Genomic DNA, 26387 nt, shown 5'->3' with positions numbered 1-26387 from the left:
CAATCGGGTCACTTGAGTTCCCGGAGCTTCTCGTTGAGTACGCGGCCGATCTCGGCGGCCGGTTCGGGCCGCATCAGGTACGGGTGGGGGAACGTGATCCGCCGGTACTCGATCCGTCCGTCGACAAAGGGCCGCCACTGCTCGGCGCGCCCGGCCAGGTCGGCCGCGGGCACCGACGGGTCTTCCTCGGCCACCAGCACCAGCAGGTCGCCCCGGTAGCGGGCCGGTTCATAGGCCATGAACAGCCGGCGGTTGTTGGCGAAGGCACGGGCCAGGGCGGCCACGTTGTCCTCGTCCAGGCTGGCCAGCACCGACTGCCGCTCCCGCAGCATGGTCACGACCTGGCCGTGGGCCAGCGGCGCATCGCCCAGGGCTGCCACGTCGTAGCCCTCGAAGTCCAGCAGCACCCGCAGCGCGTCCTGTTCGTCCGGCAGCCGGTCGGGCAGCGGCTGGGAGCGGTCGAGCGGGTACTCGTCCAGGTTGACCAGCAGCGCCACCTCCTCGCCCTCGGCCTGCAGCAGCGCCGCCATGGCGTGGATGACCGTGCCGCCGAGCGACCAGCCGAGCAGGACGTACGGTCCGGTGGGCCGGACCCGGCGGATCTGGGCGACATAGTCCGCCGCCATCTCCTCCAGGGTCCCGGGGAGCGCGTCCCCCTGGCCGTTGAGTCCGCGGCACTGCAGCCCGTAGACCGGGTGCTCGGCGTCCACGCTCCGCAGCAGCGCCGAGTAGCTCCAGCTCAGCCCGCCCGCGGGGTGGACGCAGAACAGCGGGACGCGGCTGCCGTGCTCGCGCAGCGGAAGCAGCACATCGAGCGAGTCCTGCTCCGCGTCGCCGCCGAGCCGCTGGGCCAGTTCGGCGACGGTGGGCGCGGTCAGCACGCTCCGCATTCCGAGCTTCACGCCGAACGCCGACCGGATCCGGTTGACCAGGCCCATCGACATGATGCTGTCGCCGCCCAGGTCGAAGAAGCTGTCATGGATCCCCACCACGCCAAGACCCAGCGCCTCCCGGAACAGCCCGCACAGGATCTCCTCCTGCGGGGTGCGCGGTCCGCTCCAGCCGCGGGGGTTGTAGTCGGGTGCGGGCAGCGCCTTGCGGTCGACCTTCCCGTTGGCGTTCAGCGGCAGCTCCTCGAGGACCGTGAAGGCGGCCGGGACCATGTAGTCCGGTACCGCCGCGGCCAGCCGCTCGCGCACCGCGGCGGCGTCCAGCCCGCCGCCCGCGGCCGGCACCAGATAGGCGGCCAGCCGCTTGCCCGCGCCCTCGTCGGCGCGCAGCACGACCGTCGCCCGGCCCACCTCGGGGTCCCGGGCCAGCGCGGCCTCGATCTCGCCGAGCTCCACGCGGTAGCCGCGGACCTTGACCTGCTCGTCCACCCGGCCCAGGTACTCCAGTTGCCCGTCCGCGTTCCACCGCGCCAGGTCGCCGGTGCGGTACAGCCGGCCGCCCGGCGCGCCGAACGGATCGGCCACGAACCGGGCCGCCGTCAGAGCGGGCCGGTTCAGATAGCCGCGGGCGAGCTGGCCGCCGCCGATGTAGAGCTCGCCGACGGCGCCGCGCGGCGCGGGCCGCAGCCCCGGGTCGAGGACGTACAGCCGGGTGTTCGGAGTGGGCCGGCCGATCGGCACCGCGCCCGACGGCGTCTCCTCGCCCGGTTCCAGCCGCAGCACCGCGCAGCCGACGGTGGCCTCGGTCGGCCCGTACTCGTTCACCACGGCCACGTCCGGGTGGGCGGCGCGCCAGGGGGCCAGCGCCTCGCCCAGCAGCTGCTCACCGCCGATCACCAGCTCACGGGTCGGGGAGCACTCCGGGTCCACACCGGCCAGCAGCGGCAGATGGGAGGGGGTGACCTTGCAGAACGCCGGCCGGAGCCGCCCTTCCGCGGGCTGCTCCAGCTCCGCCACGTGCACACAGCCGCCGGTCGTCAGCGGGCCGAACAGCGAGGTGACCGCCATGTCGAAGGAGACCGGCGAGTGCAGCAGGGCCCGCTCTCCCAGCGACGGGTACGCCTCGGCGGCGTAGTCGAGGTACTGGGCGAACGAACGGTGCTCCACCACCACGCCCTTGGGCCGCCCGGTGGACCCCGAGGTGTAGATCACATACGCGGGGCTCTGGGCCCGCCACCGGTGGCCGCCGGAACCGGCGGGGGCGGCGGGGGCGGCGGGGGCAGCGGAACCACCGGACCCGCCGGAGACAGACCCGGCCGGCTCACTCGTACCGGCCTCGTCCAGCAGCCGCACCGGCGCCGCCGTCCGCGGCAGGCCGGGCGCGATGTCCGAGCGGGTCAGCACCAGCACCGGGGTCGCGTCGGTGAGGACGTGTGCCAGCCGGTCGGCCGGGTCGCCCGGGTCCACGGGCAGGTAGCCGCCGCCCGCCTTGAGCACCGCGAGGGCGGCGATCACCAGGTCGGCCGAGCGCGGCAGCGCCAGTGCCACCAGCCGCTCGGGACCCACTCCGGCCCCGATCAGCTCGGCGGCCAGCCGGTCCGCGGCCGCGTCGAGCCGCGCGTAGCTGAGCCGGGTGCCGTCCGCGGCCAGCAGCGCCGGGGCGTCCGGGGTGCGGGCGGCCTGGGCCTGGAAGCGCTCGGGCACCAGGGCGACGGGCGCGGGCCGCGCGGTGGCGGTGAACTCCTCCAGCAGCGTGCGACGTTCGTCCGTGGCCAGCAGGTCGACCCGGTTCACCGGCTGCTCCGGCGCGCCGATCATGGCGTCGAACGCGCGGGCCAGCCGGCCGCCGATGGCCTCCACGGCGGCGCGGTCCACGACGTCCGGCCGGTAGCCCAGACGCAGCCGCAGGGTGCGTCCCGGCATCGCCACCAGACTGATCGGGTAGTGGTTGGCGTCCGAGCCGTAGAGGCCGACGATGCGCAGACCGTCCTCGACGGCGGGCATTCCGTCGCCGTCCAGCGGATAGTTCTCGGTCACCACGATCGTGTCGAACAGCGTGTCCGGCTCGACCAGGCGCAGCACGTCCTGGAGGCCCAGGTAGTGGTGGTCCATCACCGCCGTCTGCTGGCCTCGCAGCCGCTCCAGCAGCGTCGTCCAGGTGTCCGTGCTCTTCAGCTCGGCGCGGACCGGGACGGTGTTGATGAACAGGCCGACCATGGTCTCCACACCCGGGAGGTCCGCGGGGCGGCCGGAGACGGTGGCGCCGAACACCACGTCGGTCCGGCCGGTCAGCCCGGACAGCACCACGCTCCAGGCCGCCTGCACGACCGTGTTCAGGGTCGCGTCGTGGCGCCGGGCCAGCGCGGTCAGCTCGGTGGTGGTGCGCTCGGGGAGTTCCACGAGTATGTCGCCGGGGACCTCGACGGTCCGTCCGTCGCTGTCGGGCGCGATGAGCGTCGCGCCGTCCACCCCGGAGAGCACCGTGCGCCACGCTTCGCGCGCCGCCTGCTTGTCCTGCCGGCCGAGCCACGCGAGATAGTCGCGGTACGGGGTGACCTCCGGCAGCGCCGACTCGTCGCCGTCCGACTCGTACAGCGTGAACAGCTCACGCATCAGCAGTGGGCCCGACCAGCCGTCGAGCAGCAGATGGTGGTTGGTCATCAGGAACCGGGCCAGCCGGTCGCCCATGTGGATCAGGGTGAAGCGCAGCAGCGGCGGCCGCTCGGGGTCGAACCGGCGCACCCGGTCCTCGTCCATCAGCGCGTCCAGCCGGGCGGCCCGCTCCGCCTCGGGCAGATGGCTGAAGTCCAGCTCGACCCAGGGCAGTTCGAAGTCGGCGGCCACCACCTGTACGGGTCGGCTCAGCCCCTGCTGGCGGAAGCCCGCGCGCAGGTTGGCGTGGCGCCGCAGCAGGGTGCGCGCCGCGCCGCGCAGCCGGTCCGCGTCCAGGGGGCCCGCGAGGTCGATGCCGAGCTGCACGGTGTAGAGGTCGGGCTCGTCCTCGTCGAACTGGGCGTGGAAGAGCAGCCCCTCCTGCATCGGCGTGAGCGGCAGGACGTCCTCCAGCCGCTCCGCCCCCGCGGACTCGACCGCCTCGATCTCGTCCTGGGTCAGCGGGACCAGCGTCAGGTCGGAGGGGCTGTAGCCGCCCGCCTCCGGCCCATCGGCGTGCCTGACCAGGGCGGTGAGCGCAGTCAGCCAGTTCTGGCCCAGCTCGTTGACCTCGTCCTCGCTCAACAGCTCGCCCGCCCAGGACACATCGGCGACCAGATGGGGGCCGTCCGGCAGGTCCTGGGTCATCGCGGTGATGTCGACGGTGTGCGCGATCGGGCGCCCGGGGTCGCTGCCGCCGTCGAGGTCGAAGCCCTCCGGGGCGGGCCCCCAGTCGGCCGGGGCGGTCTCCTCGGTCGCCACGGCGCCGGGGAAACGGCCCAGGTAGTTGAAGCTGATCTGGGGTTCGGGCAGCCGCGAGAGCACCGGAGCGGTCTGCGGGTTGAGGTACCGCAGCAGGCCGAAACCGATGCCGTTGTCCGGCAGGGCGCGCAGTTGCTCCTTGACCCGCTTGAGCACCCGGCCGGTCGCCGGACCGCCCGCGCGGTACTCGGCCCAGTCGTGCGGTCCGGGGTCGAGCCGCACCGGGAACAGGCTGGTGAACCAGCCGACGGTCCGGGACAGGTCGACGTCCTCGTCGATCTCCTCGCGGCCGTGGCCCTCCAGGTTGACCAGGACATGGCCGGCTTGGTGGCCCCGCTGTGCGCGCCACTGGGTGACGGCGACCGCGAACGCGCTCAGCAGGACGTCGTTGATCCGGGCGTGGAACGCGGCGGGCACCGTGGTGAGCAGGGCCGAGGTCTGCTCGGCGGGCAGCGTGAGCAGCAGCCGCTTCGTCGTCGCGGTGATGTCCCGCCGGGGGTCGAGCGGCCGGTCGGCGAGCGCCGGGTCGGGCTCGGCGAGGGTGTCCAGCCAGAACTTCAGCTCCTCGATCCGCTCCGGCCGCTGGGCGGCGTCGGAGAGCCGCTGCGCCCACTCCCGGAACGAGGTGCCGACGGCGTCGAGCCCGGAGGCGCCGCCGACGGCGTCGAGCCCGGAAGTGCCCCCGACAGCGCCGAGCCCGGAGGCGCCGCCGACGGCGTCGAGCCCGGAAGTGCCCCCGACAGCGTCGAGCCCGGAGGCGCCGCCGACGGCGTCGAGCCCGGAAGTGCCCCCGACAGCGTCGAGCCCGGAGGCGCCGCCGACGGCGCAGAGCCCGGAAGTGCCCCCGACAGCGTCGAGCCCGGAGGCGCCGCCCTCCGTCTGTGCGGACCACGCCGTGGTCAGGTCCGGCAGCAGGATGCGCCAGGACACACCGTCGACCGCCAGGTGGTGGACGGTGAGCAGCAGCCTGCCGGAGACGTCCGGACCGGCGTCGAACCAGACGGCCTGGAGCATCAGCCCCGACTCGGGGTCGAGCCGGTCCCAGGCGCCCTTGGTCTCCTCCGCCATCCGGGCGCGGGCCCGCTCCTCGTCAAGACCGGTCAGGTCGACCCGGCGCAGGCAGTCCGCCACCCGGACCGCGCCACGCTCGGGCACCTCCAGGCTCCACACCACGCCACCGGTGCGGCGCAGCCGCATCCGCAGCGCGTCGTGGTGGTCGAGCACCGTCTGCAACGCGGACCGCAGGCGCTGCTCGCCGACGTTCGCCGGGACCACGATCATGTTGGTCTGGCTGAACCGGTCGGGGCGGCCGCCCCGTTCGCGCATCCAGTGGATGATCGGCGTCAGCGGTACGTCGCCGACCCCCGCGGAGGCCGCCACCGGCTCGGCCTCGGCGCCTTCCGCGGGAGCGTCCTCGACGGCCGTGGCCTTGGCCAGCGCGGCCACCGTCTTGTGCTCGAACACGTCCCGGGGCGTCAGCTTGACGCCCGCGTCCCGGGCCCGGCGGACCAGCTGGATGGACATGATGCTGTCCCCGCCGGTGTCGAAGAAGCTGTCGTGGATGCCGACCCGCTCCAGCCCGAGGACCTCCGCGAACAGCCCGCGCAGCAGCTCCTCGTGGGGGGTGCGCGGTTCGTCGGCCGGGCCGGTGGCCGTGGTGTTGTACTCCGGTGCGGGAAGCGCCTTGCGGTCGGTCTTGCCGTTCGGGGTCACCGGCAGCGAGTCGAGCACCACCACCGCGGCGGGCACCATGTACTCGGGCAGCTCCGCGGCCATCCGGGTGCGCAGGTCGGCACCGGTGAGCGGCCCGGCCGCGTCCTCGGCCACCGCGTACGCCACCAGCCGTGGCTCACCGGGGCGGTCCTCGCGCACCATCACCTCGGCCTGCCGGACCGGGGGCAGGCGCAGCAGCGCCGAGCGGATCTCGCCGAGCTCGATCCGGAAACCGTGCAGCTTGACCTGTTCGTCGGCGCGGCCGACGAACATCAGCACACCGTCGCGGGTCCATTTGGCCAGGTCACCCGTGCGGTACATACGGGTGCCGGGCGGGCCGGACGGATCGGCGACGAAGCGCTCCGCGCTCGGCCCCGGCCGGTTGAGGTAGCCGCGGGCGATGCCGGGACCCGAGAGGTACAGCTCGCCGACCACCCCGGGGGCCGTCGGCCGCAGCGCCGCGTCGAGCACCCGCACCCGGGCGTTGGGGATCGGTGTGCCGAGGGGCGGTTCGGCCACGCCGGACAGCGGCGCGCTGATGGTGGCGCACACCGTCGCCTCGGTCGGACCGTACGCGTTCACCATCCGGTGCCCCGCCGACCACCGGCCGGCCAGCTCCGGCGGGGTCGCCTCCCCCGCCACCAGCAGGGTGACACCCGCGGGCACCTCGCCGTCGGTCATCACACCGAGCGCGGCCGGCGGGATGGTCGCCTGGGTGACGCGCTGCTCGGTGAGCAGCGCGGCCAGCGGGGCGCCGGGGTCCAGGCGCTCGGACGGCGCCATCACCAGCGTGGAGCCGGAGAGGAGTGCCTTGCACAGCTCCGCGAAGGCGGCGTCGAAGCTCGGCGAGGCGAACTGCAGGACGCGGCTGCCCGGGCCGAGTCCGAGCGCCTCCGCATAGCCGGTGAGCAGACTGGCGAAGCCGGTGTGCGGAACCACCACGCCCTTCGGCCTGCCGGTGGAGCCGGAGGTGTAGATCAGATAGGCCGGGTGGTCCACCGACAGCCGGACCTCCGGCGCGGTCTCCGGCGCCTTCGCGATCCTGGCCTCGGTGGCCTCGTCGTCGAGGAGGAGGACCGTGGTGTCGCCCATGGGGGGCAGGGTCTCGGCGATCGGCCGGGTGGTGACGACCACGCCGGGCCGGGCGTCGGAGAGCATGTAGGCGAGGCGCTCGGCGGGGTACGCCGGGTCGAGCGGCAGATAGGCCGAGCCCGCCTTGTGCACGGCCAGTACCGCGGCCGGCCAGTCGGGGGACCGGGGCAGTGCCAGGGCGACGAACCGCTCGGGGGCCGCGCCCTCGGCGCGCAGCACATGCGCGAGCCGGTTCGCCCTCCGGTCCAGTTCGGCGAACGACATCTCGCGGCCCTCGAAGGCCACCGCGGGGTCGTCGGGGGCCTCGGCCACCCGGCGGGCGAACAGCGCGGGGAAGGTCGCCGGGGGAAGGTCGCGCGCGGTGTCGTTCGCGGCGGCCAGCACGGCGTGCTCGTCCTCGGTGAGCGGGGAGACGTCGCCCACCCGCAGGTCCGGGTCCTCGGCGACCCGTTCCAGAAGCCGCGTCAGACGCGCGAACAGGGCCTCGACCGTCTCGCGGTCGAAGAGGTCGAGCCGGAAGTCGATCAGCGCCTGAAGACCGGCCGGGGCGCCGCCGGGACCGGTGCTCTCGTTGAAGGTGAAGGCCAGGTCGAACTGGGTCGCGTTGACCGGCACCGGATACGCGACGGCGTCGACCCCGGGCAGACCGGTCGGCGAGGTGGTGGTGGTCTCGAGGTTCTGTACGTTCAGCCAGATCTGGAACAGCGGGTGCCAGGCCAGCGAGCGCTCGGGGTTGAGAAGCTCGACGAGGCGCTCGAAGGGCACCTCCTGGTGGGCGTACGCGGCCAAGTCGTACTCGCGGACCCGGTCCAGCAGTTCGCGGAAGGTGGGGTCGCCGGAGGTGTCGGTGCGCAGCACCAGTGTGTTGACGAAGAAGCCGATCATCTCCTCGAGCGCCTTGTCGTTGCGCCCGGCGATCGGCGAGCCCATGGGGATGTCGGTGCCCGCGCCATGCGCGGAGAGCAACGAGGCCAGACCGGCCTGCAACACCATGAACAGGCTGGTCCCGGTCGTGCGGGCGACGCGGGCCAGCGCGCGGTGCAGCTCCGGTGAGATCCGCCCCTCGACCGTCTCGGCCGTGTAGTCGGCCTCCGGCGGACGCGGGCGGTCCGTCGGCAGCGGCAGCACATCGGGGCTGCCCTCGAGCCGCCGCCGCCAGAATTCGAGCTGCTCGCTGACCAGGCTCCCGGGGTCGCTCTCCGCGCCGAGGACCGAGTAGTTCCAGATCGTGTAGTCGGCGTACTGGACCGGCAGCGGCTCCCAGTCCGGGGCCCGGCCGTCCGTCCGCGCCAGATAGGCCGAGGTGAGGTCGGCGGCGAAGGGGCCGACCGACCAGCCGTCGCCCGCGATGTGGTGCAGGATGATCAGCAGGACGTGGTGGTCCGGGGCCACCCGGAACAGCGTCACCCGCAGCGGGGTCTCGGTCGCCAGGTCGAAGTCGCGCGCCGTCTGTTCGGCGATCGCCGCGTCCAGCGTCCGCTCGTCGACGGTGGTGACGACCAGCTCGGCCGGGCACTGGTCCGGGGGCAGGATCAGCTGCCGCGCGGAGCCGCCGGTCTCCGGGAAGACCGTGCGCAGCGTCTCGTGCCGGGCCGTGACGTCCCGGACGGCCGCCCGCAGCGCCTCGTGGTCCAGCGTGCCCTTCAGCCGCAGCCCCAGGCTGATGTTGTGCGCCGCGGCGCCGTTCTCGAACCGGTTGAGGAACCACAGCCTGCGCTGGGCGTAGGACAGCGGGATCCGCTCCGGGCGCTCCACCGGGACCACCGGCGGCCGCGCGGTGTCGGCGTCACGGAGCCGTTCGGCCAGCCGCGCCACCGTGGGCGCCTCCCACAGCGCGCGCAGCGGCAGTTCCACGGAGAACGCCGTCCGGGTCCGGCTGACCATCCGGGTGGCGTGCAGCGAGTGCCCGCCCAGCTCGAAGAAGTCGTCGTGAATGCCGACCGAGTCCAGCTCCAGCGCCTCCATGAACAGGCCGCACAGGATCTCCTCCTGCGGTGTGCGCGGGGCCACGCTCGTGGACAGCGCGGTGAGGTCCGGCGAGGGGAGCGCCTTGCGGTCGGTCTTGCCGTTGGGCGTCAGCGGCATCTCGTCGAGCACCATGAACGCCGAGGGCACCATGTACTCCGGCAGCCGCGCGGCGACGGCCCGGCGCAGCGCGGGCACCGGCACCGCCGCGCCCGGGGCCGCGACGACGTACGCCACCAGCCGCTGCTCGCCCGACCCGGCCTCGCGGGCCACCACCGCCGCCTGGGCGACCTCGGGCAGTTCGGCGAGCGCGGTCTCGATCTCGCCCAGCTCGATGCGGAAACCGCGCACCTTGACCTGGTCGTCGGTGCGGCCGGCGAACTCCAGCTCACCGTCGTCCGTCCACCGGGCCACGTCACCGGTCCGGTACATCCGGGTGCCGGGCGCGCCGAACGGGCAGGCCACGAACCGCTCCGCGGTCAGGTCCGGACGGCCCGCGTAGCCGCGCGCCACGCCCCGCCCGGCGATGTAGAGGTCGCCGAGGACCCCGGGCGGGGCCGGTGACAGCCCGGCGTCCAGGACATAGACCTGGGTGCTCGCGATGGGCCTGCCGATGGCCGGGGGGCCGGACACCTCGGCGAGGCGGGCGGCCGTGGGCTGCTCTGCACGGCTGCTCGGTACGGTGCCCGGCGTCCCGCTGCCGTCGGACCCGGCGAGGCGGGCGGCGGCGGGCTGCTCTGCACGGCTGCTCGGTACGGTGCCCGGCGTCCCGCTGCCGTCGGACCCGGCGAGGCGGGCGGCGGCGGGCTGCTCTGCACGGCTGCTCGGTGTTGTGCCCGGCGTCCCGCTGCCGTCGGGCCCGGCGAGGCGGGCGGCGGCGGGCTGCTCTGCACGGCTGCTCGGTACGGTGCCCGGCGTCCCGCTGCCGTCGGACCCGGCGAGGCGGGCGGCGGTCGACCACACGGTGGTCTCGGTGGGGCCGTACAGGTTCGTCACCTCGGAGCCGAGTTCGCACAGCCGGGTGGCGAGCCCGGCGGGCAGCGCCTCACCGCCGGCCAGTACGCGCAGTCCGGAGAGCGCCTCGGGGTGCTGGGACACCAGCGCCTGCCACAGGGTGGGCGTCGCCTGCATGACCGAGGCGCCGGTGTCCTTCAGCAGCGCGGCCAGCCTGGGGACGTCGATCACCTCGTCGCGGGTGGCCAGGACCACCGCGGCGCCGGACACCAGCGGGGTGTACAGCTCCAGGCCCGCGATGTCGAAGGCGATGGTGGTCACCGCGGCCAGCCGGTCCCCGGGCCGCAGGGCGAACCGGTCCCGCATGTCCTGGACGAAGTTGGTGAGGTTGTCCCGGGTGACGACGACGCCCTTGGGCCTGCCCGTGGAACCCGAGGTGTAGATGGTGTAGGCGGGGTGGTCCCCCGCCACCGGGCCGTGCTCCGGGGCCTCGCCGGACAGGGCGGCCACCCGGTCGCGGACCGCCGGGTCGTCCAGCAGCACCCGCGTCGCGCCACCGGTCGCGGGCACCGAGGGCACCGAGGAGTCCGTCACCACGACCGCGGGCGCGGCGTCGGTCACGATGTACTCGACGCGCTCGGCCGGGTATTCGGGGTCCAGCGGGATGTACGCGCCGCCGGTCTTCAGGACCGCGAGCAGGGTGGCCACCAGGTCCGCCCCGCGCGGCAGCGCCACCGCCACCCGCGTCTCGGGGCCGACGCCGAGCCCGGACAGCAGCCGGGCCAGCCGGTTGGCGCGGGCGTCCAGCTCGCCGTAGGAGACCTCGGCCCCGTTCGAGAGCAGGGCCACCGCCGCCGGGTCGGCGGCCACCGCGGCCTCGAACAGCTCGGGTACGGAGGTCTCCGGCGCCCCGGCGTCGGGCTCGTTCCAGCCCTCCAGGACGGTGCGCAGCAGCTCGGGCGCGAGCACTTCGGTGCGGCCCACCGGGAGGGACGGGTCCGCCTCGATCCGCTCCAGCATCCGGCAGAAGCCGTCCAGCAGGGCCCGCGCCCGCCCGGCCGGGTACAGATCGGGCCGGTATCCCAGGCGCAGCCGCAGGGTGGAGCCGGGGGTCGGGAACAGGGTGAGCGCGTAGTGGGTGGCGTCCTGGCCGGTGATGTCGGTGATCCGCGGCCCGTCGACGGGCTCGGTGATGCCGTCGGAGTCCAGCGGGTAGTTCTCGAAGACGACCAGCGTGTCGAAGAGTTCACCGGTGACCGGCGTGGACTCCTGCACGGCGGACAGCGGCAGGTGGTGGTGGTCCAGCAGCGTGGCCTGCTGCCGCTGGACCGCGGTCAGCAGGTCGGTCCAGGAGGCGGCGTGGTCCACCCGCACCCGGACCGGCAGGGTGTTGATGAACAGCCCCACCATGGACTCCACGCCGGGGATGTCCGCCGGGCGCCCGGACACGGTGGCGCCGAACACCACGTCGTCACGGCCGGTCAGCCGGCCGAGCAGCACGCCCCAGGCGCTCTGCACCAGCGTGTTCAGGGTGACCCCGGCGGAGCGGGCCAGCTCGCCGAGGCGGGCGGTGAGGTCCGCGGGCACCTCGGCGACCAGGTCCTCGGGCAGCACCTCGGCGCCGGGGCCCGCCTCGGGCACCACCAGCGTGGCCGAGTCCACCCCTTCCATCGCCTCTCGCCAGGCCCGCTTCGCCGCGTCCTTGTCCTGCCGGGCCAGCCAGGCGAGATAGGTGCGGTAGGGGGTGACCGGCGGCAGGGTGGTGTCCTCGCCGCCCGCACGGTAGTGCTGGAACAGCTCCTGCATCACCAGCGGGGCGGACCAGCCGTCCAGCAGGATGTGGTGGGCGGTGAGCACCAGCCAGAAGGCGTCGGCCGCGACCTTGATCATGGTGACCCGCAGCAGCGGCGGCCGCTCCATGTCGAAGCGGTGCGCACGGTCCCCGGCGGCGAACTCCCGGACCTTCGCCCGCTGCTCGTCCTCGGAAACACCGCTGAAGTCCAGCTCGGTCACAGGGAGTTCGAGGTCCCGGAGGATCACCTGCATCGGGTCGCCGGTCTTGCGGCGCCGGAACCCCGCGCGCAGGCTCGCGTGCCGCCGCACCAGCGCGGCCGCGGCGCGGCGCACCGCCGGGGCGTCCACCGGGCCCTGGATCCGCACCGCCAGCTGGACGGTGTAGACGTCGAGCGCGTCCGCGTCCTCGGAGTACTGCGCGTGGAAGAGCAGCCCTTCCTGGAGCGGCGACAAAGGCAGAAGGTCCTCGATACGTGTCTGCTTCACTGCACAGGCTCCCTGGGCGTCTTCGTGATGCGATGTGTGACGAGTGCGCAGTCGAGATCGGCGGGGCCCCTCTCGCCCGTCGGCGAGGCCCGCCGATCCGACCGTAATGGCGCCGCGGCCCGGTGAAAGCCGCACATAAACAACTCGGAAGTAGGGCTACTGCCAGCCGCCGCCAGCCGTCCGGATCGCTCGCGAGCCGGACGGCTCGCCTTGGCCGGAACCCCACACCAACAACTGGGGAGTGGGGCTACTGCCAGCCGTCCAGTTCGCTCGCGAGCCGGACGGCTCGTCCTGGCCGGAACCGCACATGAACAACTCGGAAACAGGGCTACTGCCAGCCGTCCAGTTCGCTCGCGAGCTGGTCCAACTCGTCCTGGCTGACGTCGATCAGATCCATATCGGAGGGGGTGTGGCGGACGCCCTGCGGGGTGTCGGCATGGCGGGCCAGCGCCTCCAGCGCCCGGATCCACGCCTGTGCGAGGTCCCGCACCACGGACTCCTCCAGCAGCGCCGAGGGCCACTGCCAGAGCACCGACAGCTCGGGGCCGCCGCTGCGGTCCTGGGTGGACGCGGTGACCTCCAGCGCGTGGGCGACCGGCATGTCCGGGTCCTCGCCGCCGACGGCGCCCGCCTCGGGGGCGAGCGCCCAGTCGGCGGCCTCGGGCACGGCCGAGGTGTCGAAGCGACCGAGGTAGTTGAACCCGATCTGCGGCTCGGCCAGGCCCCGCAGCGAGGGCGCGGTGTCCGGGTTGAGATGGCGCAGCAGGCCGTAGCCGACGCCGTTGTCGGGCACCTGGCGCAGCTGCTCCTTGATCCGGGCGAGGACGTCGCCGACGGTCGCCCCGCCGGTCCACACCTCGCCCCAGTCGATCCGCCCGGGGTCCAGGAACAGCGGGTACACGCTGGTGAACCAGCCGACCGTACGGGACAGTTCGGTGTGCTCGGCGATCTCCTCGCGGCCGTGGCCCTCGAGGGCCACCAGCAGCCCGCCCGTGGCCCCGCCGAAGTGCCGGCGGCGCCAGTCGGCCACCGCCAGGGTCAGCCCGGTGAGCAGCACGTCGTTGACCGACGCGCGGAACATCTCGGGCAGCCGGGTGAGCAGGGTCCGGGTGGTGTCCGCGGGCAGCGCCATGGTGATCGCGCGCTGGGTGCGGGTGAGGTCCCTGGCCGGGTCGACGGTCAGCTCGGCCAGGGGCTCCGGGGCCTGGGCGAGGCGGCCGCGCCAGACCGGGAGTTCGGCGATCCGCTCCGGGGTGACGGCTTCCTCGGCCAGCGTCCGCGACCAGCGGCGCAACGAGGTGCCCACCGGGTCGAGTTGCGGGGTGCGCCCGTCCCGCACCGCCTCCCAGGCCCGTGCCAGGTCCGGCAGCAGGATCCGCCAGGAGACGCCGTCGACGACGAGGTGGTGCAGCGAGAACCACAGCCTGCCGCGCTCACCGGGCCCGGCGTCGAACCACACGAACTGCGCCATCGTGCCGTCCTCGGGGGCGAGCCGGCCCACCGCGGCGTCGCTGTGCTCGGCGAGGCGGGCGCGGCGCTCCGCGTCGTCCAGGCCGGTGAGGTCGACCCGCCGGATGAGGTCCGCCGCGCGGACCTTGCCGCGGGCCGCCACCTCCAGCGACCACCGCCCTTCGGTACGGTTCAGCCGCGCCCGCAGGGCGTCGTGGTGGTCCAGCAGCGTCTGTACGGCGGTGACCAGCCGGTCCAGGTCCAGCTCCGCGGGCGTCTGCAGCAGCATCGACTGGTGGAACCGGCCGATGGGCCCGTGCCGCTCGCTGAGCCAGTTGAGGATCGGGGTCGCGGGGATCTCCCCGATACCGGCGTCCGGGTCCTCCGTCTCGGCCTCGGGGACGGTGCCCGCGGCGGCCGCGAGGGCCGCGACCGTCTGGTGGCGGAAGACGTCCTTCGGGGTGAAGACCAGACCCGCGGCGCGCGCCCTGGCCACCAGCTGGATCGAGACGATGCTGTCGCCGCCCAGGTAGAAGAAGCTGTCGTCGACGCCGACTTCCTCGACGCCGAGCCCCAGCACCTCCGCGACCAGCCGGCGCAGGGTCTCCTCACGGGCGCCGCTCGGCGCACGGGAGGTACCGCCCTGCTCCGGTGCGGGCAGCGCCTTGCGGTCGATCTTCCCGCTGGTGGTCAGCGGAAGCGTCTCGAGCGTCACGAACGCCGCCGGAACCATGTAGTCGGGCAGGCGCCGCGCCAGCCCGGCCCGCAGTTCGTCGAGGTCGATGTCGCCCGCCCCGGCGGCGGGCACCACGTAGGCCGTCAGCAGCCGCACCCCCGGGCGGTCCTCGCGCACGACGGTGGTGGCGCGGTGCACACCGGGGTGGTCCGAGACGGCGGCGGTGATCTCGCCCAGCTCGATCCGCAGCCCCCGCAGCTTCACCTGGTCATCGGTGCGCCCGACGAACTCCAGCTCGCCGTCGGCGCGCCGGCGCACCAGGTCGCCGGAGCGGTACATCCGCGATCCGGGCGGCCCGAACGGGTCGGCCACATAGGCCGCGGCGGTCAGCCCGGGGCGCCGCAGATAGCCACGGGCCAGCGAGACGCCCGCGATGTGCAACTCGCCCACGCAGCCCAGCGGCACCGGACGGAGCCGCTCGTCCAGCACGTGCAGCCGCGAGTCGGCGACGGGCGCGCCGAGCGCCGGTACGGCGTCGTCGGTCAGCAGCCCGCTCATCGCCGCCACACAGGTGGTCTCGGTCGGGCCGTACACGTTGTGCATCCGCACCGTGTGCCGCCACCGGCCGATCAGCTCCGGTCCGAAGGACTCACCGCCGACGACGATCTCCATGCCCTCGGGCAGCCCGCCCTCCGGCAGCGCGGCCAGCGAGGCGGGGGTGATGAAGGCGTGGGTGACGCCGTATTCGGCGCACAGGTCGAGATACGCCTGTCCGGACGTCGGCCGGTCGGCCGGGACCACCACCAGCGCGCCGCCCACCAGCAGGCTCATGGACAGCTCCAGGAACGCCGCGTCGAAGCTGGCCGAGGCCAGCTGCGGCACCCGGGCGCCCGGGCCGACGCCCGCCCGCTCCACCAGCGTCGCGCACAGGTGCGCCACTCCGGCGTGGGTCACGGTCACGCCCTTGGGCCTGCCGGTCGATCCGGAGGTGTAGATGACGTAGGCGGGGTGCTGGGGCGACAGGGCGGCGGCGGGCACGGACACGTCGGCGGGCACGGACACATCAGCCGCGTCCAACGTGTCGAACAGCGCCGTGGGCACGGTGGTCCGCGGCAGCCGTCCGGCGACGGATCCGGAGGTCAGCAGCAGGGCGGGCTCGGCGTCGTCGAGCATGTACCCGATGCGGTCGCGCGGCAGGTCCGGGTTGACCGGCAGATAGGCCGCCCCCGCCCGCACCACCGCGAGCAGCGAGACGATCAGCTCCGGGGAGCGCGGCAGTGCCACCGCCACCAGCTTCTCCGGTCCCGCTCCCCGCGCGGCCAGCGTCCGGGCGATCCGCTCGGCCCGCGCGTCGAGTTCGGCGAAGGTCCAGGTGCGGTCCTCGGCCAGCAGGGCGGCCGCGTCCGGGGTGCGGGCCACCCACCCGGCGAACAGCTCCGCCATGGTCGCCGGGGGCACCTCGCGCACCGCGGCGTGGTTCCACTCCTCGACGATCCGGTGGCGCTCCCCGGGCAGCAGGACGTCCAGTTGGTCCACCGGGCGGGAAGGATCGGCGACGGCGGCGGCCAGCAGCCGCGCCAGCCGGTCCACCAGCATCCGCACCGTGTCCCGTTCGAACAGGTCGGTGCTGTAGGTGAGCGCCCCCTCGATGCCCGCGGGCGCGCCGTCGTCCCCTTGGGTCTCCGACAGGGTGAAGGACAGGTCGAACTTGGCGACGTCCTGGCCGATCGGCTGCGGCCCCGCGACCACCCCGGGCAGTTCGACCCTGCCCTCGGCGGTGTTCTGGAACGCCAGCATCACCTGGAACAGCGGATGCCGGGACGCCGAGCGCTCGGGGTTGATCAGCTCGACCAGCCGCTCGAACGGCAGGTCCTGGTGGGCGTACGCGGCCAGGTCGGTCTCCCGCACCCGCGCCAGCAGTTCGGCGAAGGTCGGATCGCCGGAGACATCGGTGCGCAGCACCAGCGTGTTGACGAAGAAGCCGACCAGATCGTCCAGGGCGTCGTCGGTGCGGCCCGCGATGGCCGTGCCGAGCGGGATGTCGGTGCCCGCGCCGAGCCTGCTGAGCAGCGCGGCCAGACCGGCCTGGACGGCCATGAAGAGGCTGGCCCGGTGGACCAGGGCCAGCTCGCGCAGGCCGCGGTGCACCTCGGCGTCGAAGCGGAAGGTGACCATGTCGCCGCGGTAGCTGATGGCGGGCGGACGGCGGTGGTCGACGGGCAGCGCCAGTTCCTCCGGCGCGCCCTCCAGGGCCGACCGCCAGAACGCGGCCTGCCGGGAGATGGTGCTGTCCGGGTCGTCCTCGCTGCCCAGCACCTCGTGCTGCCACAGCGTGTAGTCGGCGTATTGCGCGGGCAGCGGGGTGAACTCCGGGGCGCGGCCCGCACTCCGGGCCGCATAGGCGGCGGACAGATCGCGGCCCAGCGGGGCCAGGGACCAGCCGTCGCCCGCGATGTGGTGGACCACCAGCGCCAGTACGTGCTCGGTCCGGCTCAGCGCGAACAGCCACGCCCGGACCGGGATCTCGGTGGCGATGTCGAACGCGTACCCGGCGGCCTCGGTGAGCGCCGCCTCCAGACCGGCCTCGGTGACCTCGGCCACCGGCAGTTCGGGCACCACGTCCAGCACCACCTGGCGGGGGCGGCCGGCCACCTCCGGGAAGACGGTGCGCAGGCTCTCGTGGCGGGTGACCACGTCGGCCAGCGCCGCGCGCATCGCCTCCCGGTCCAGCTCACCCGTGAGCCGCAGGGCCATCGGCAGGTTGTAGGTGGCGCTCGGCCCCTCGAACCGGCCCAGGAACCACAGCCTGCGCTGGGCGAAGGACAGCGGCACCTCCTCGGGCCGCTCCCGCGCGGTCACCGCGCGCCGCGCCCCGCCCGCGTCGGCGATCAGCCCGGCCAGTCCGGCGGGCGTCGGCGACTCGAACAGCTCGCGCACGCCGAGCTCCGCGCCCAGGGTCGTACGGATCCGGCTGGTCAGCCGGGTGGCGAGCAGTGAATGGCCGCCGAGGTCGAAGAAGTTGTCGTCCACCCCGGCCTCGTCCACGCCGAGCACCTCGGCGAACAGCCCGCACAGCGCGGCCTCCTGCGGTGTGGCCGGCTCCCGCCGCTCGGCGTCCTCCCGTACCGGCGCGGGCAGCGCCCGGCGGTCCAGCTTGCCGTTGGGGGTCAGCGGCAGTGCGTCCAGTGCGACGAACGCGCTGGGCACCATGTACTCGGGCAGAGTGGCGGCCAGGTGCTTGCGCAGTTCGGCCGGGGCCGGGGCGGTCCGTCCGGCCATCGGGACCAGATAGCCGACCAGCTGGTGGGCTCCGGGCCGGTCCTGCCGGGCCAGGACGGCCACCGAGGCGAGGTCGGGGTGGGCGGCGAGCGCCGTCTCGATCTCGCCGAGCTCGATCCGGAAGCCGCGCACCTTGACCTGGTGGTCGGCCCGCCCCACGAACCGCAGCTGGCCGTCCTTGCCCCAGCGCACCAGGTCCCCGGTGCGGTACAGCCGGGACCCGGCCGGGCCGAAGGGGTCGGCCACGAAGCGCTCCGCGGTGCGGCCCGGCCGCTTCAGATAGCCGCGGGCCAGCCCGGCGCCGGCGAGGTACAGCTCCCCGACGACCCCCGGGGGCACCGGGCCCAGCGCGTCGTCCAGGACGTAGACCTGGTCGTTCCAGACCGGGCGTCCGATCGGTGCCGTGGCGGGCCAGTTCGCGGGGTCGCCGGGCAGGGTGGTGGCCGTGATCACATGGCTTTCGGTGGGGCCGTAGTGGTTGTGCAGCCGCAGCCACGAGCGGTCGGCCTGGAAGGCGCGCAGCCGCGGGGTGAGCGCCAGCGCCTCGCCCGCCTGGGCGATCACCCGCAGCTCGCCGAGGGTGACACCGCCCTCGATGGCGGCCTCCGCGACGGCGTCCACCACCAGGTTTGGTGCGTACAGCTCGTTGATCCGGTGCTCCTCGAGCCACCGGGTGAGGGCGGCGGCGTCGCGGCGCACCGCGTCGTCCGGGACCACCAGCGTCTTCCCGGTGAGCAGGGTGGTGAGGATCTCCTGGGCGGAGACGTCGAAGCTGATCGCGGTGAACTGCGCGACCCGCGTCCCGGCGCCGCCGCCGATCTCACTGTGGTGCCAGGCGACCAGGTTGGCCATGGCGCCCGCGGGCATCACGACGCCCTTGGGGCGGCCGGTGGAGCCGGAGGTGTAGATGACGTAGACCGGGGCGGCCGGGTGGAGCGGCCGGGTGCGGTCCGCGTCGGTGGGGTCGGTGTCCGCCTGCCCGGCCAGGAGGGCGGCGGTCTCCGGTGTGTCGAGGGCGAGGAGCGGGGCCCGGTGACCGTCCGGCAGCACCCCGGTCCGGGTCAGCACCACCGAGGGCGCCGCGTCGGCCAGCATGAAGGAGACGCGCTCGGCCGGGTACTCCGGGTCGATGGGCAGATAGGCCGCTCCGGTCTTGAGCACCGCGCACACCGCCACCAGCAGCTCCGCCGAGCGCGGCAGCGCGATGCCGACCGTGTCCTCAGGTCCGGTGCCCCGTGAGATGAGCAGATGTGCCAGCCGGTTCGCCGCCGCGTTCAGCTCGGCGTACGACATCCGCGTGTCGCCGTGCACCACGGCCGGGGTGTCCGGCAGCGCGTGCGCCTGGCGCTCGAGCAGTTCCGGGAGGAAGGCCCCGTCGAACTGGTGCGCGGTGTCGTTGCAGGCGGTCAGCTGGCGGTGCCGCTCGATCGGGTCGAGCAGGTCCAGGGAGCCGATCGGCCGCTTGGGGTCCTCGGCCGCCCCGGCCAGCACCCGGATCAGACGGTCGGCGAGCTGCTGGACGGTCTCCCGGTCGAACAGATCGGTGCTGTACTCCATCCACCCGGCCAGCCCGTCCGGGGCGCCGTCGGGTGTGCGCCGCTCGGTCAGCCCGACGAACAGGTCGAACTTGGCCATGTCGCCGAGGTGGTCGTACGGGTCCACTCGCAGGCCCGGCAGCGCGAGCTCGGCCGGGCGGTTGTTCTGCACGGTGAACATCACCTGGAACAGCGGGTGGCGCGCGAGGGAGCGCTCGGGGTTGAGCTGCTCGACCAGCCGCTCGAACGGCACGTCCTGGTTGGCGTACGCGGCCAGGTCGGTCTCCCGGACCCGCTGGACCAGCTCGCGGAAGGTCGGGTTGCCGGAGGTGTCGGTGCGCAGCACCAGCGTGTTGAGGAAGAACCCGACCAGTCCGTCGAGGGCGTCGTCGGTACGACCGGCGATCGGCGTGCCCACGGGGATGTCGGTGCCCGCGCCGGACCGCGACAGCAGCACCGAAAGACCGGCCTGGACCACCATGAACAGGCTGGCCTGGGAGGTACGGGCGATGGTGAGCAGCCGCTTGTGCAGCTCCTCGGTGAGGTGGAACGTCACGGTGTCGCCCGCGTAGCTCGCCACCGCGGGCCGCGGCCGGTCCACCGGGAGGTTGAGCTCGTCGGGGATCCCGGCCAGGGCATCCGACCAGTAGGCGAACTGCCTCGCGATCGAGCTGTTCTCGTCCGCCTCCTCACCCAGTACGCGCCGCTGCCACAGCGTGTAGTCCGCGTATTGCACGGGCAGCGGCTCCCACGACGGCGCGGCGTCCTTCAGCCTGGCCGTGTAGGCGAGCGAGAGGTCGTGGCCGAAGACGCCCAGCGACCAGCCGTCCCCGACGATGTGGTGCATCACCACGAGCAGGACGTACGTACGGTCGCCGGTGCGGAAGACGCGCACCCGCAGCGGGAGTTCGTGGGCCAGCCGGAACCCGGCGGCCGCCTCCTCCTGCAGTGCCTCGTCCAGCCGCTCCGGTGCCGCGCTCAGATCCACCAGGGACAGGTCGAGCTCGGCCTCCGCGGGATCCAGCACCCGCTGGTACGGGTCGCCGTCCACGTCCGGGAACACCGTCCGCAGGCTCTCGTGCCTGGCCAGGACGTCCCCAAAGGCATGGCGCAGCGCGTCCAGGTCCAGTTCACCGGTCAGCCGCACGGTGAGCGGGACGTTGTAGATCGACTTGGCGCCCTCGAACCCGTCCAGGAACCACAGCCGGCGCTGGGCGAAGGACAGCGGTACCCGCTCGGGACGCGGTCCCGCCTCCAGCGCGGGCCGGCCGTCCACGGCCTGGTGCAGCCTGCGGGCTATCCCGGCAGGCGTGGCCGTCTCGAACACCGCGCGCAGCGACAGCTCCTCGCCGAAGACCGCGCGGGTCCTGGTGACCAGCCGGGTGGCCAGCAGCGAGTGGCCGCCGAGGTCGAAGAAGTCGTCGTCCACCCCCACCTCGGGCACGCCGAGCAGTTCGGCGAAGAGCGCGCACAGGATCTCCTCCTGCGGGGTGCGCGGCCCGCGCCCGGCCGGCCCGGCCGCGCCGCCGGGCTCGGGCAGCGCCTTGCGGTCCAGCTTGCCGTTGGGTGTCAGCGGCAGGGCGTCGAGGGCGACGAACGCGCTGGGCACCATGTACTCGGGCAGCGAGGCGCCCACGTGTTCGCGCATCGCGGTGGGGGCGGGCACCTCTGCTCCGCTCACCGGCACCAGATAGGCGACGAGCCGCTTGTCGCCCGGGGTCGGCTCCCGCACCACGACCACCGCGCGGTCGATCCGCTCGTGCGCGGCCAGGACCGACTCGATCTCCCCCAGCTCGATCCGGAATCCGCGGATCTTGACCTGGTCGTCGGCCCGGCCGGCGAACTCCAGCACGGGGTGCTCGCCCTCGGTGTTCCAGCGCACCAGGTCACCGGTGCGGTACATGCGTGTCCCGCCGCCCGAATACGGATCGGCGACGAACCGCTCGGCGGTCACACCGGGCCGGTTCAGATAACCGCGCGCCAGGCAGGGGCCCGAGACGTACAGCTCCCCGGTGACCCCCGGCGGCACCGGCCGCAGCGCACCGTCGAGCACCCGCAGCCTCGCGGTGCCGAGGGCGGTGCCCATGGGCGGCGCCACCGCGCCGGAGAGCGGCTCGCTGAGGGAGACGCAGACGGTGCTCTCGGTCGGCCCATAGGCATTGATCATCGTCCGGTTGCCGGACCACGCCTCGACCAGCTCCGGCGCGGACGCCTCACCGCCGACCACCAGCAGGCGTATCGACGGCAGGTCCTCGGTGAGCACGGCCAGCGCGGCGGGCGGGATGAGCGCGTGGGTGACCTGGTGCTCGGCGACCAGCTCGACCAGCGCCCGGCCGGGCCGCAGTCGTGTCGCGGGGGCGAGCACCAGCGTGGCGCCGGTGAGCAGGGCGGTGTAGGTCTCCCAGACGGCGGCGTCGAAGCTGGGCGAGGAGAACTGCAGCACCCGGCTGCCGGGCCCCACGCCGAACCGCTCGACGTTGGTGGCGACCAGACCGGCGAGACCGGAGTGCGTCACCATGACGCCCTTCGGACGGCCGGTGGAACCGGAGGTGTAGATGACGTAGGCGGGGTTGGCGGACGCCGTCGTCCCCCGCCGCTCGCCCGGCTCGATGTCGGTGTCCGGCCGGGCGTCGGTCGCGCGGACGGTGGCCGGGTCGTCCAGCAGCACCCTCGGCGCGGCGCAGACGTCCGGAATCACCTCTGCCGACGCGGTGGTGGCCAGGACCAGCGCCGGGCCTGCGTCGGTGAGCAGATAGGCGATCCGGTCGGCCGGATAGGAGATGTCCACGGGCAGGTAGGCCGCGCCCGCCTTGAGCACCGCCAGCATGGCGACGACCAGCTCGGGAGAGCGCCGCAGGGCGAGCGCGACCACCCGCTCCGGCCCCGCGCCCCGCTCGATCAGGGTGCGGGCCAGGCGGTTGGCGCGGCGGTCCAGTTCGGCGTAGGAGAGCGAGGTGCCCTCGTGCACCAGGGCGACGGCGTCCGGGTGGAGCCGTACCTGTTCGGCGAAGAGCGCGGGGATGACGTCACCGCCAGGCAGCGGCTTCGCGGGCATGCCCAGGGCGAGCATGCGGCTCGCCTCGGCGTCGCTCAGCAGGGGCAGCCGGCCGATCAGCTGCTCCGGATCGGCCGCGAAGGCCGCGAAGAGGCGGCGGAAGCGTTCGCCGAGCACCTCGATGTCCTCGCGGGTGAAGATCTCCTGCCGGTAGCCGAAGTGCAGCCGCAGCCCGTCGCCCGGCAGGGCCGCGATGCTCAGCGGGTAGTGGTTGGCGTCGGTGCCCTTGGCGCCCGTCAGCGTGAGGTCACCGGGCAGCTCGGGCAGGTCGTCCCCGCCCATGGGGTAGTTCTCGGTGACGGTGAGCGTGTCGAACAGGGTGCCGCGCCCGGCGGCGCGCTGGATGTCCGGGAGGCTGAGGTGGTGGTGTTCGACCATTCCGGCCGCCTGGCGCTGCATCCCGGTCAGCAGGGACAGCAGGCTCTCCTGGGGGCGCACCCGCACCCGGACGGGCACCGAGTTGATGAACAGGCCGACCATCTGGTCCGCGCCGGTCAGCTCGGCGGGGCGCACCGATACGGTCGAGCCGAACACCACGTCGTCACGGCCGGTCAGCTGCCCCAGCAGCAGCGCCCAGCAGCCCTGGAACACCGCGCTCAGCGTGAGGTCGTTGCGCCGGGCGGTCTCCCGCACCCGGGCGGCCAGCTCATCGGGCATGGTGATGACCAGCTCGGCCGGCACGTTCCGCGCCCCGGTGTCGCCGGGCGCGAGCAGCGTGGGCTCCTCCACTTCGGCGAGCACGGTGCGCCAGGCGTTCTCCGCCGCCGCCCGGTCCTGCCGTTCCAGCCAGCTCAGGGCTTCGCGGTACGGCGTCACCGGCGGCAGGCCCGAGTCGTCGCCACGACGGTGGTAGATCTCGAAGAGCTCGTACATCAGCCGGGCGGTTGACCACCCGTCGAGCAGGATGTGATGCGAGTTGAACATCAGCCGGCTGGTGCCCGGACCCAGCTTGATCAGCGTGAAGCGCAGCAGCGGCCCGGACCCCAGGTCGAACCGGTGCTCCGCCTCCTCGGCGGCGAGCCGCTCCAGCTCCCGCTCCTGGGCCCGCTCGTCGAGCCCGGTGAGGTCGAACTCCCGCCAGGGCACCGGGACTTCCCGCGCGATCACCTGCACCGGCCGGCTCAGCTTCTCGTACCGGAAACTGGCACGCAGATTGGGGTGCCGGCGCAGCAAAGTGGCCACCGAGTCACGCATGGCCCCGGCGTCCAGGGAGCCGTCGAGGTCGATCAGGATCTGGGCGACGTAGACATCGAGTTTCTCTTCCCCGTACAGGGTCTGAAACAGCAGACCTTCCTGCAGTGGCCACAGCGGAAGGACGTCGTCGATGGCTGCTCGCGTCATTATGGAAATCTCCACTCGTCATTCCGGGGTCGCCGACAAAAAGGGCTCGGTCGCCTGCCACCAGCCTGGATCGACGAGTCTCAGCTCCGGCCGGGCCACCGGGCAACGGCGCTGCAAAAACTTCGTTTTGCGCGCCGAGTGGTGCGGAAGTGGCCACTTCGAAGAATTCGCATTACCGCTGACCGGGCCGGTCCGCCCGTGCTGTCATCGGTTCGGCCGCGCGCCGTCAATCGCCCGCGGGCCGTTACCCGCACCGCGACTTCAGGGAGTACTGGTGACCAACACCGGCACGCTGTCCCGCTACTGGATGTTCAGCGACGAGTACACACAGAATCCCTATCCCTTCCTCGCCCAGCTGCGCGAGGAACAGCCGGTGTGCCGGGTGGAGACCCCGGACGGGGTGCGGGCCTGGGTGGTGAGCCGCTACGACGACGTCCGCGACGCGCTATCCGACCCCCGGCTCGGCCGGGACATCGGCAAGCTCTACGCGGCGCTGGGCAAGCAGCTCGGCCAGGTGATCAAGCCCGCCGAAGAGATCAGCAACCAACTGGCCAACGCCGATCCGCCGCGCCACACCCCGCTGCGCAAGGCGCTCACCTTCGCCTTCACCCCCAAGCGGGTCAGAGGGCTGCGCGACGGCTGGGAGAAGGTGGTCGACGATCTGCTCGACACGATGGTGCGGACGGACAACCGGGACCTGGTCTCCGGGCTCAGCGAACCGCTTCCGATCATCACCATCGCGCAGCTGATGGGCGTGCCCGACACCGACTGGCCCCGGTTCCTGGTGTGGACGAACACGCTGCGCCGGGTGGACGCCAGCGATCCGACGGGCATCATCGCCGAGCACACCCGGCAGCTGTCGGACTACCTCAAGGCGCTGATCGCCACCAAGCAGCGGACCCCGCAGGACGACCTGATCTCCGCGCTGGTCCACGCCGACGAGGACAAGCGGCTGACCCCCGCGGAAGCGCTGTCCACCGCGTTCGCCCTGATGACCGGTGGCAACGACACCACCACCAGCCTGCTCAACGGCTCCTTCGCGGCGCTGCTCACCCATACCGGCGAGGCCGACAAGATCCGGGCCGACTGGAGTCTGCTGCCGAACGCGGTCGAGGAGCTGCTGCGGTACACCAGCCCGCTGATCAACTCCCTGCAGCGGGTCACGCTGGAGCCGGTCGAACTGTGCGGGGTGAAAATCCCCAAGGACGAGATCATCATCATTTCGCTGGCCGGGGCGAACCACGATCCGCACGCCTTCCCCGACGGTCCGTCCGAGCTGGACGTCACCCGTCCCAAGCCCGCGCATATGAGCTTCGGCCACGGAATCCACTACTGCCTGGGCTCCCATATGTCCAAGGCGCTGACCGAGCTGGCGATTCGACGGGTCTATGAACGCTTTCCCGGCATCCGGCTGGCCGTGCACCCCTCGGAGGTGCGTTATCGGCCCGGACTCATGGTCCGCCCGATGATCGACCTGCCGGTGCGTTTCTGAACCGCGCACAGCAGCGACACCGCCCGGGACCCGCCGTCAGCGCGCCCCGGGCGCTTTTCTTTCGCTTTCCGGAGGACCCATGGATTTCAGCCTGTTCTACTTCGCCAACAACGACACCGAGGAGCACGACCGCTACCGGCTGCTGCTGGACGGCGCCCGGTTCGCCGACGACAACGGCTTCACCGCGGTGTGGACCCCCGAACGCCACTTCCATCCGTTCGGCGGGCTCTACCCCAACCCCTCGGTGACGGGCGCCGCGGTGGCGGCGGTCACCCAGCGGGTCGCGGTGCGCGCCGGAAGCGTCGTGGCGCCGCTGCACCACCCGATGCGGATCGCCGAGGAGTGGTCGGTCGTCGACAACCTCTCGGGCGGCCGGGCCGGGGTGGCACTCGCCTCGGGCTGGCACGCCGCGGACTTCGCGCTCCGCCCGGAGAACTACGAGACCCGCAAGTCCGGGCTGATGGAGACGGTGGAGACCATCCGTCGGCTCTGGCGGCGGGAGAGCGTGTCCCTGACCGACGGGGCGGGCGAGACGGTGGAGCTGACCATGTTCCCGCCCCCCGTCCAGCCCGAGCTGCCGATGTGGCTGACCAGCGGCGGCACCCCGGCGACGTTCACGCTGGCCGGTGAGCACGGGATGGGGATGCTCACCCATCTGCTCGGCCAGGAGGTCGAGGTCCTCGCCCAGCGCATCGAGGAGTACCGCCGGGCGCACCGGGAGCACCAGCCCGCCTCGGCCGGGCAGGGGCATGTGGCCGTGATGGTGCACACCTTCGTGGGCACCGACCGCGACACCGTGCGGGAGACCGTGCGCGAGCCGTTCTCCCGCTACCTGGCCAGCTCCTTCGACCTGCTGATCAAGGCGGCCGAGGCGGCGGGCGCCCAGGGCGCGGACATGTCCCGGGAGCTGAAGAGCATGGGTCCGGAGGACCGTCAGTTCCTCGTGGCCCAGGCATTCGACCGGTACTTCGAGACCAGCGGGATGTTCGGCACCGTCGACGACTGCATGGCGATGCTCAAGCAGCTGAAGGACGCGGGGGTGGACGAGGTCGCCTGTCTGGTGGACTTCGGTGTGCCGACCGATGCGGTGGTCGGCGGCTTCGAGCACCTGGCCCGCCTCCATGACACCTGGCGTGCGCATCTGGGGAGCTGAGCGTTTGGGGAGCTGACGGCGGCGCCCACGCAGAAGCCCGGACGACCGAGAGCGGTCGTCCGGGCTTCTGCGTGGGCGTCCCACGGCCGCGGCTCAGCG

4 protein-coding genes are annotated in these 26387 nt (G+C 73.3%); 2 read left to right on the top strand and 2 right to left on the bottom strand.

All coding sequences use genetic code 11. The features are described from left to right. Window positions 1-8: 8 nt before the first annotated feature. The gene (locus LIV37_RS51810) at window positions 9-12308 is read right to left on the bottom strand and encodes a non-ribosomal peptide synthetase (protein ID WP_158634881.1); all 12300 of its coding nucleotides are present in this window, start codon (window positions 12306-12308) and stop codon (window positions 9-11) included. A gap of 328 nt (window positions 12309-12636) precedes the next feature. After that, the gene (locus LIV37_RS28060; protein ID WP_020870463.1) at window positions 12637-23643 is read right to left on the bottom strand and encodes a non-ribosomal peptide synthetase; all 11007 of its coding nucleotides are present in this window, start codon (window positions 23641-23643) and stop codon (window positions 12637-12639) included. A gap of 274 nt (window positions 23644-23917) precedes the next feature. Between LIV37_RS28060 and LIV37_RS28055 the strand changes: the two genes are divergently transcribed. Both LIV37_RS28055 and LIV37_RS28050 read left to right on the top strand, forming a co-directional pair. Further along, window positions 23918-25135, top strand: coding sequence for a cytochrome P450 family protein (locus tag LIV37_RS28055; RefSeq protein WP_020870462.1), 1218 nt, complete (start codon window positions 23918-23920; stop codon window positions 25133-25135). Between the two features lie 79 nt (window positions 25136-25214). Further along, the gene (locus tag LIV37_RS28050; protein ID WP_020870461.1) at window positions 25215-26288 is read left to right on the top strand and encodes a MupA/Atu3671 family FMN-dependent luciferase-like monooxygenase; all 1074 of its coding nucleotides are present in this window, start codon (window positions 25215-25217) and stop codon (window positions 26286-26288) included. The last annotated feature ends 99 nt before the right edge of the window (window positions 26289-26387 follow it).

The organism is Streptomyces rapamycinicus NRRL 5491, from assembly GCF_024298965.1.
Lineage (GTDB): Bacteria > Actinomycetota > Actinomycetes > Streptomycetales > Streptomycetaceae > Streptomyces > Streptomyces rapamycinicus.
Note: the sequence above shows the minus strand (reverse complement) of the source record. Positions and strands in the feature narration are given on the sequence as shown.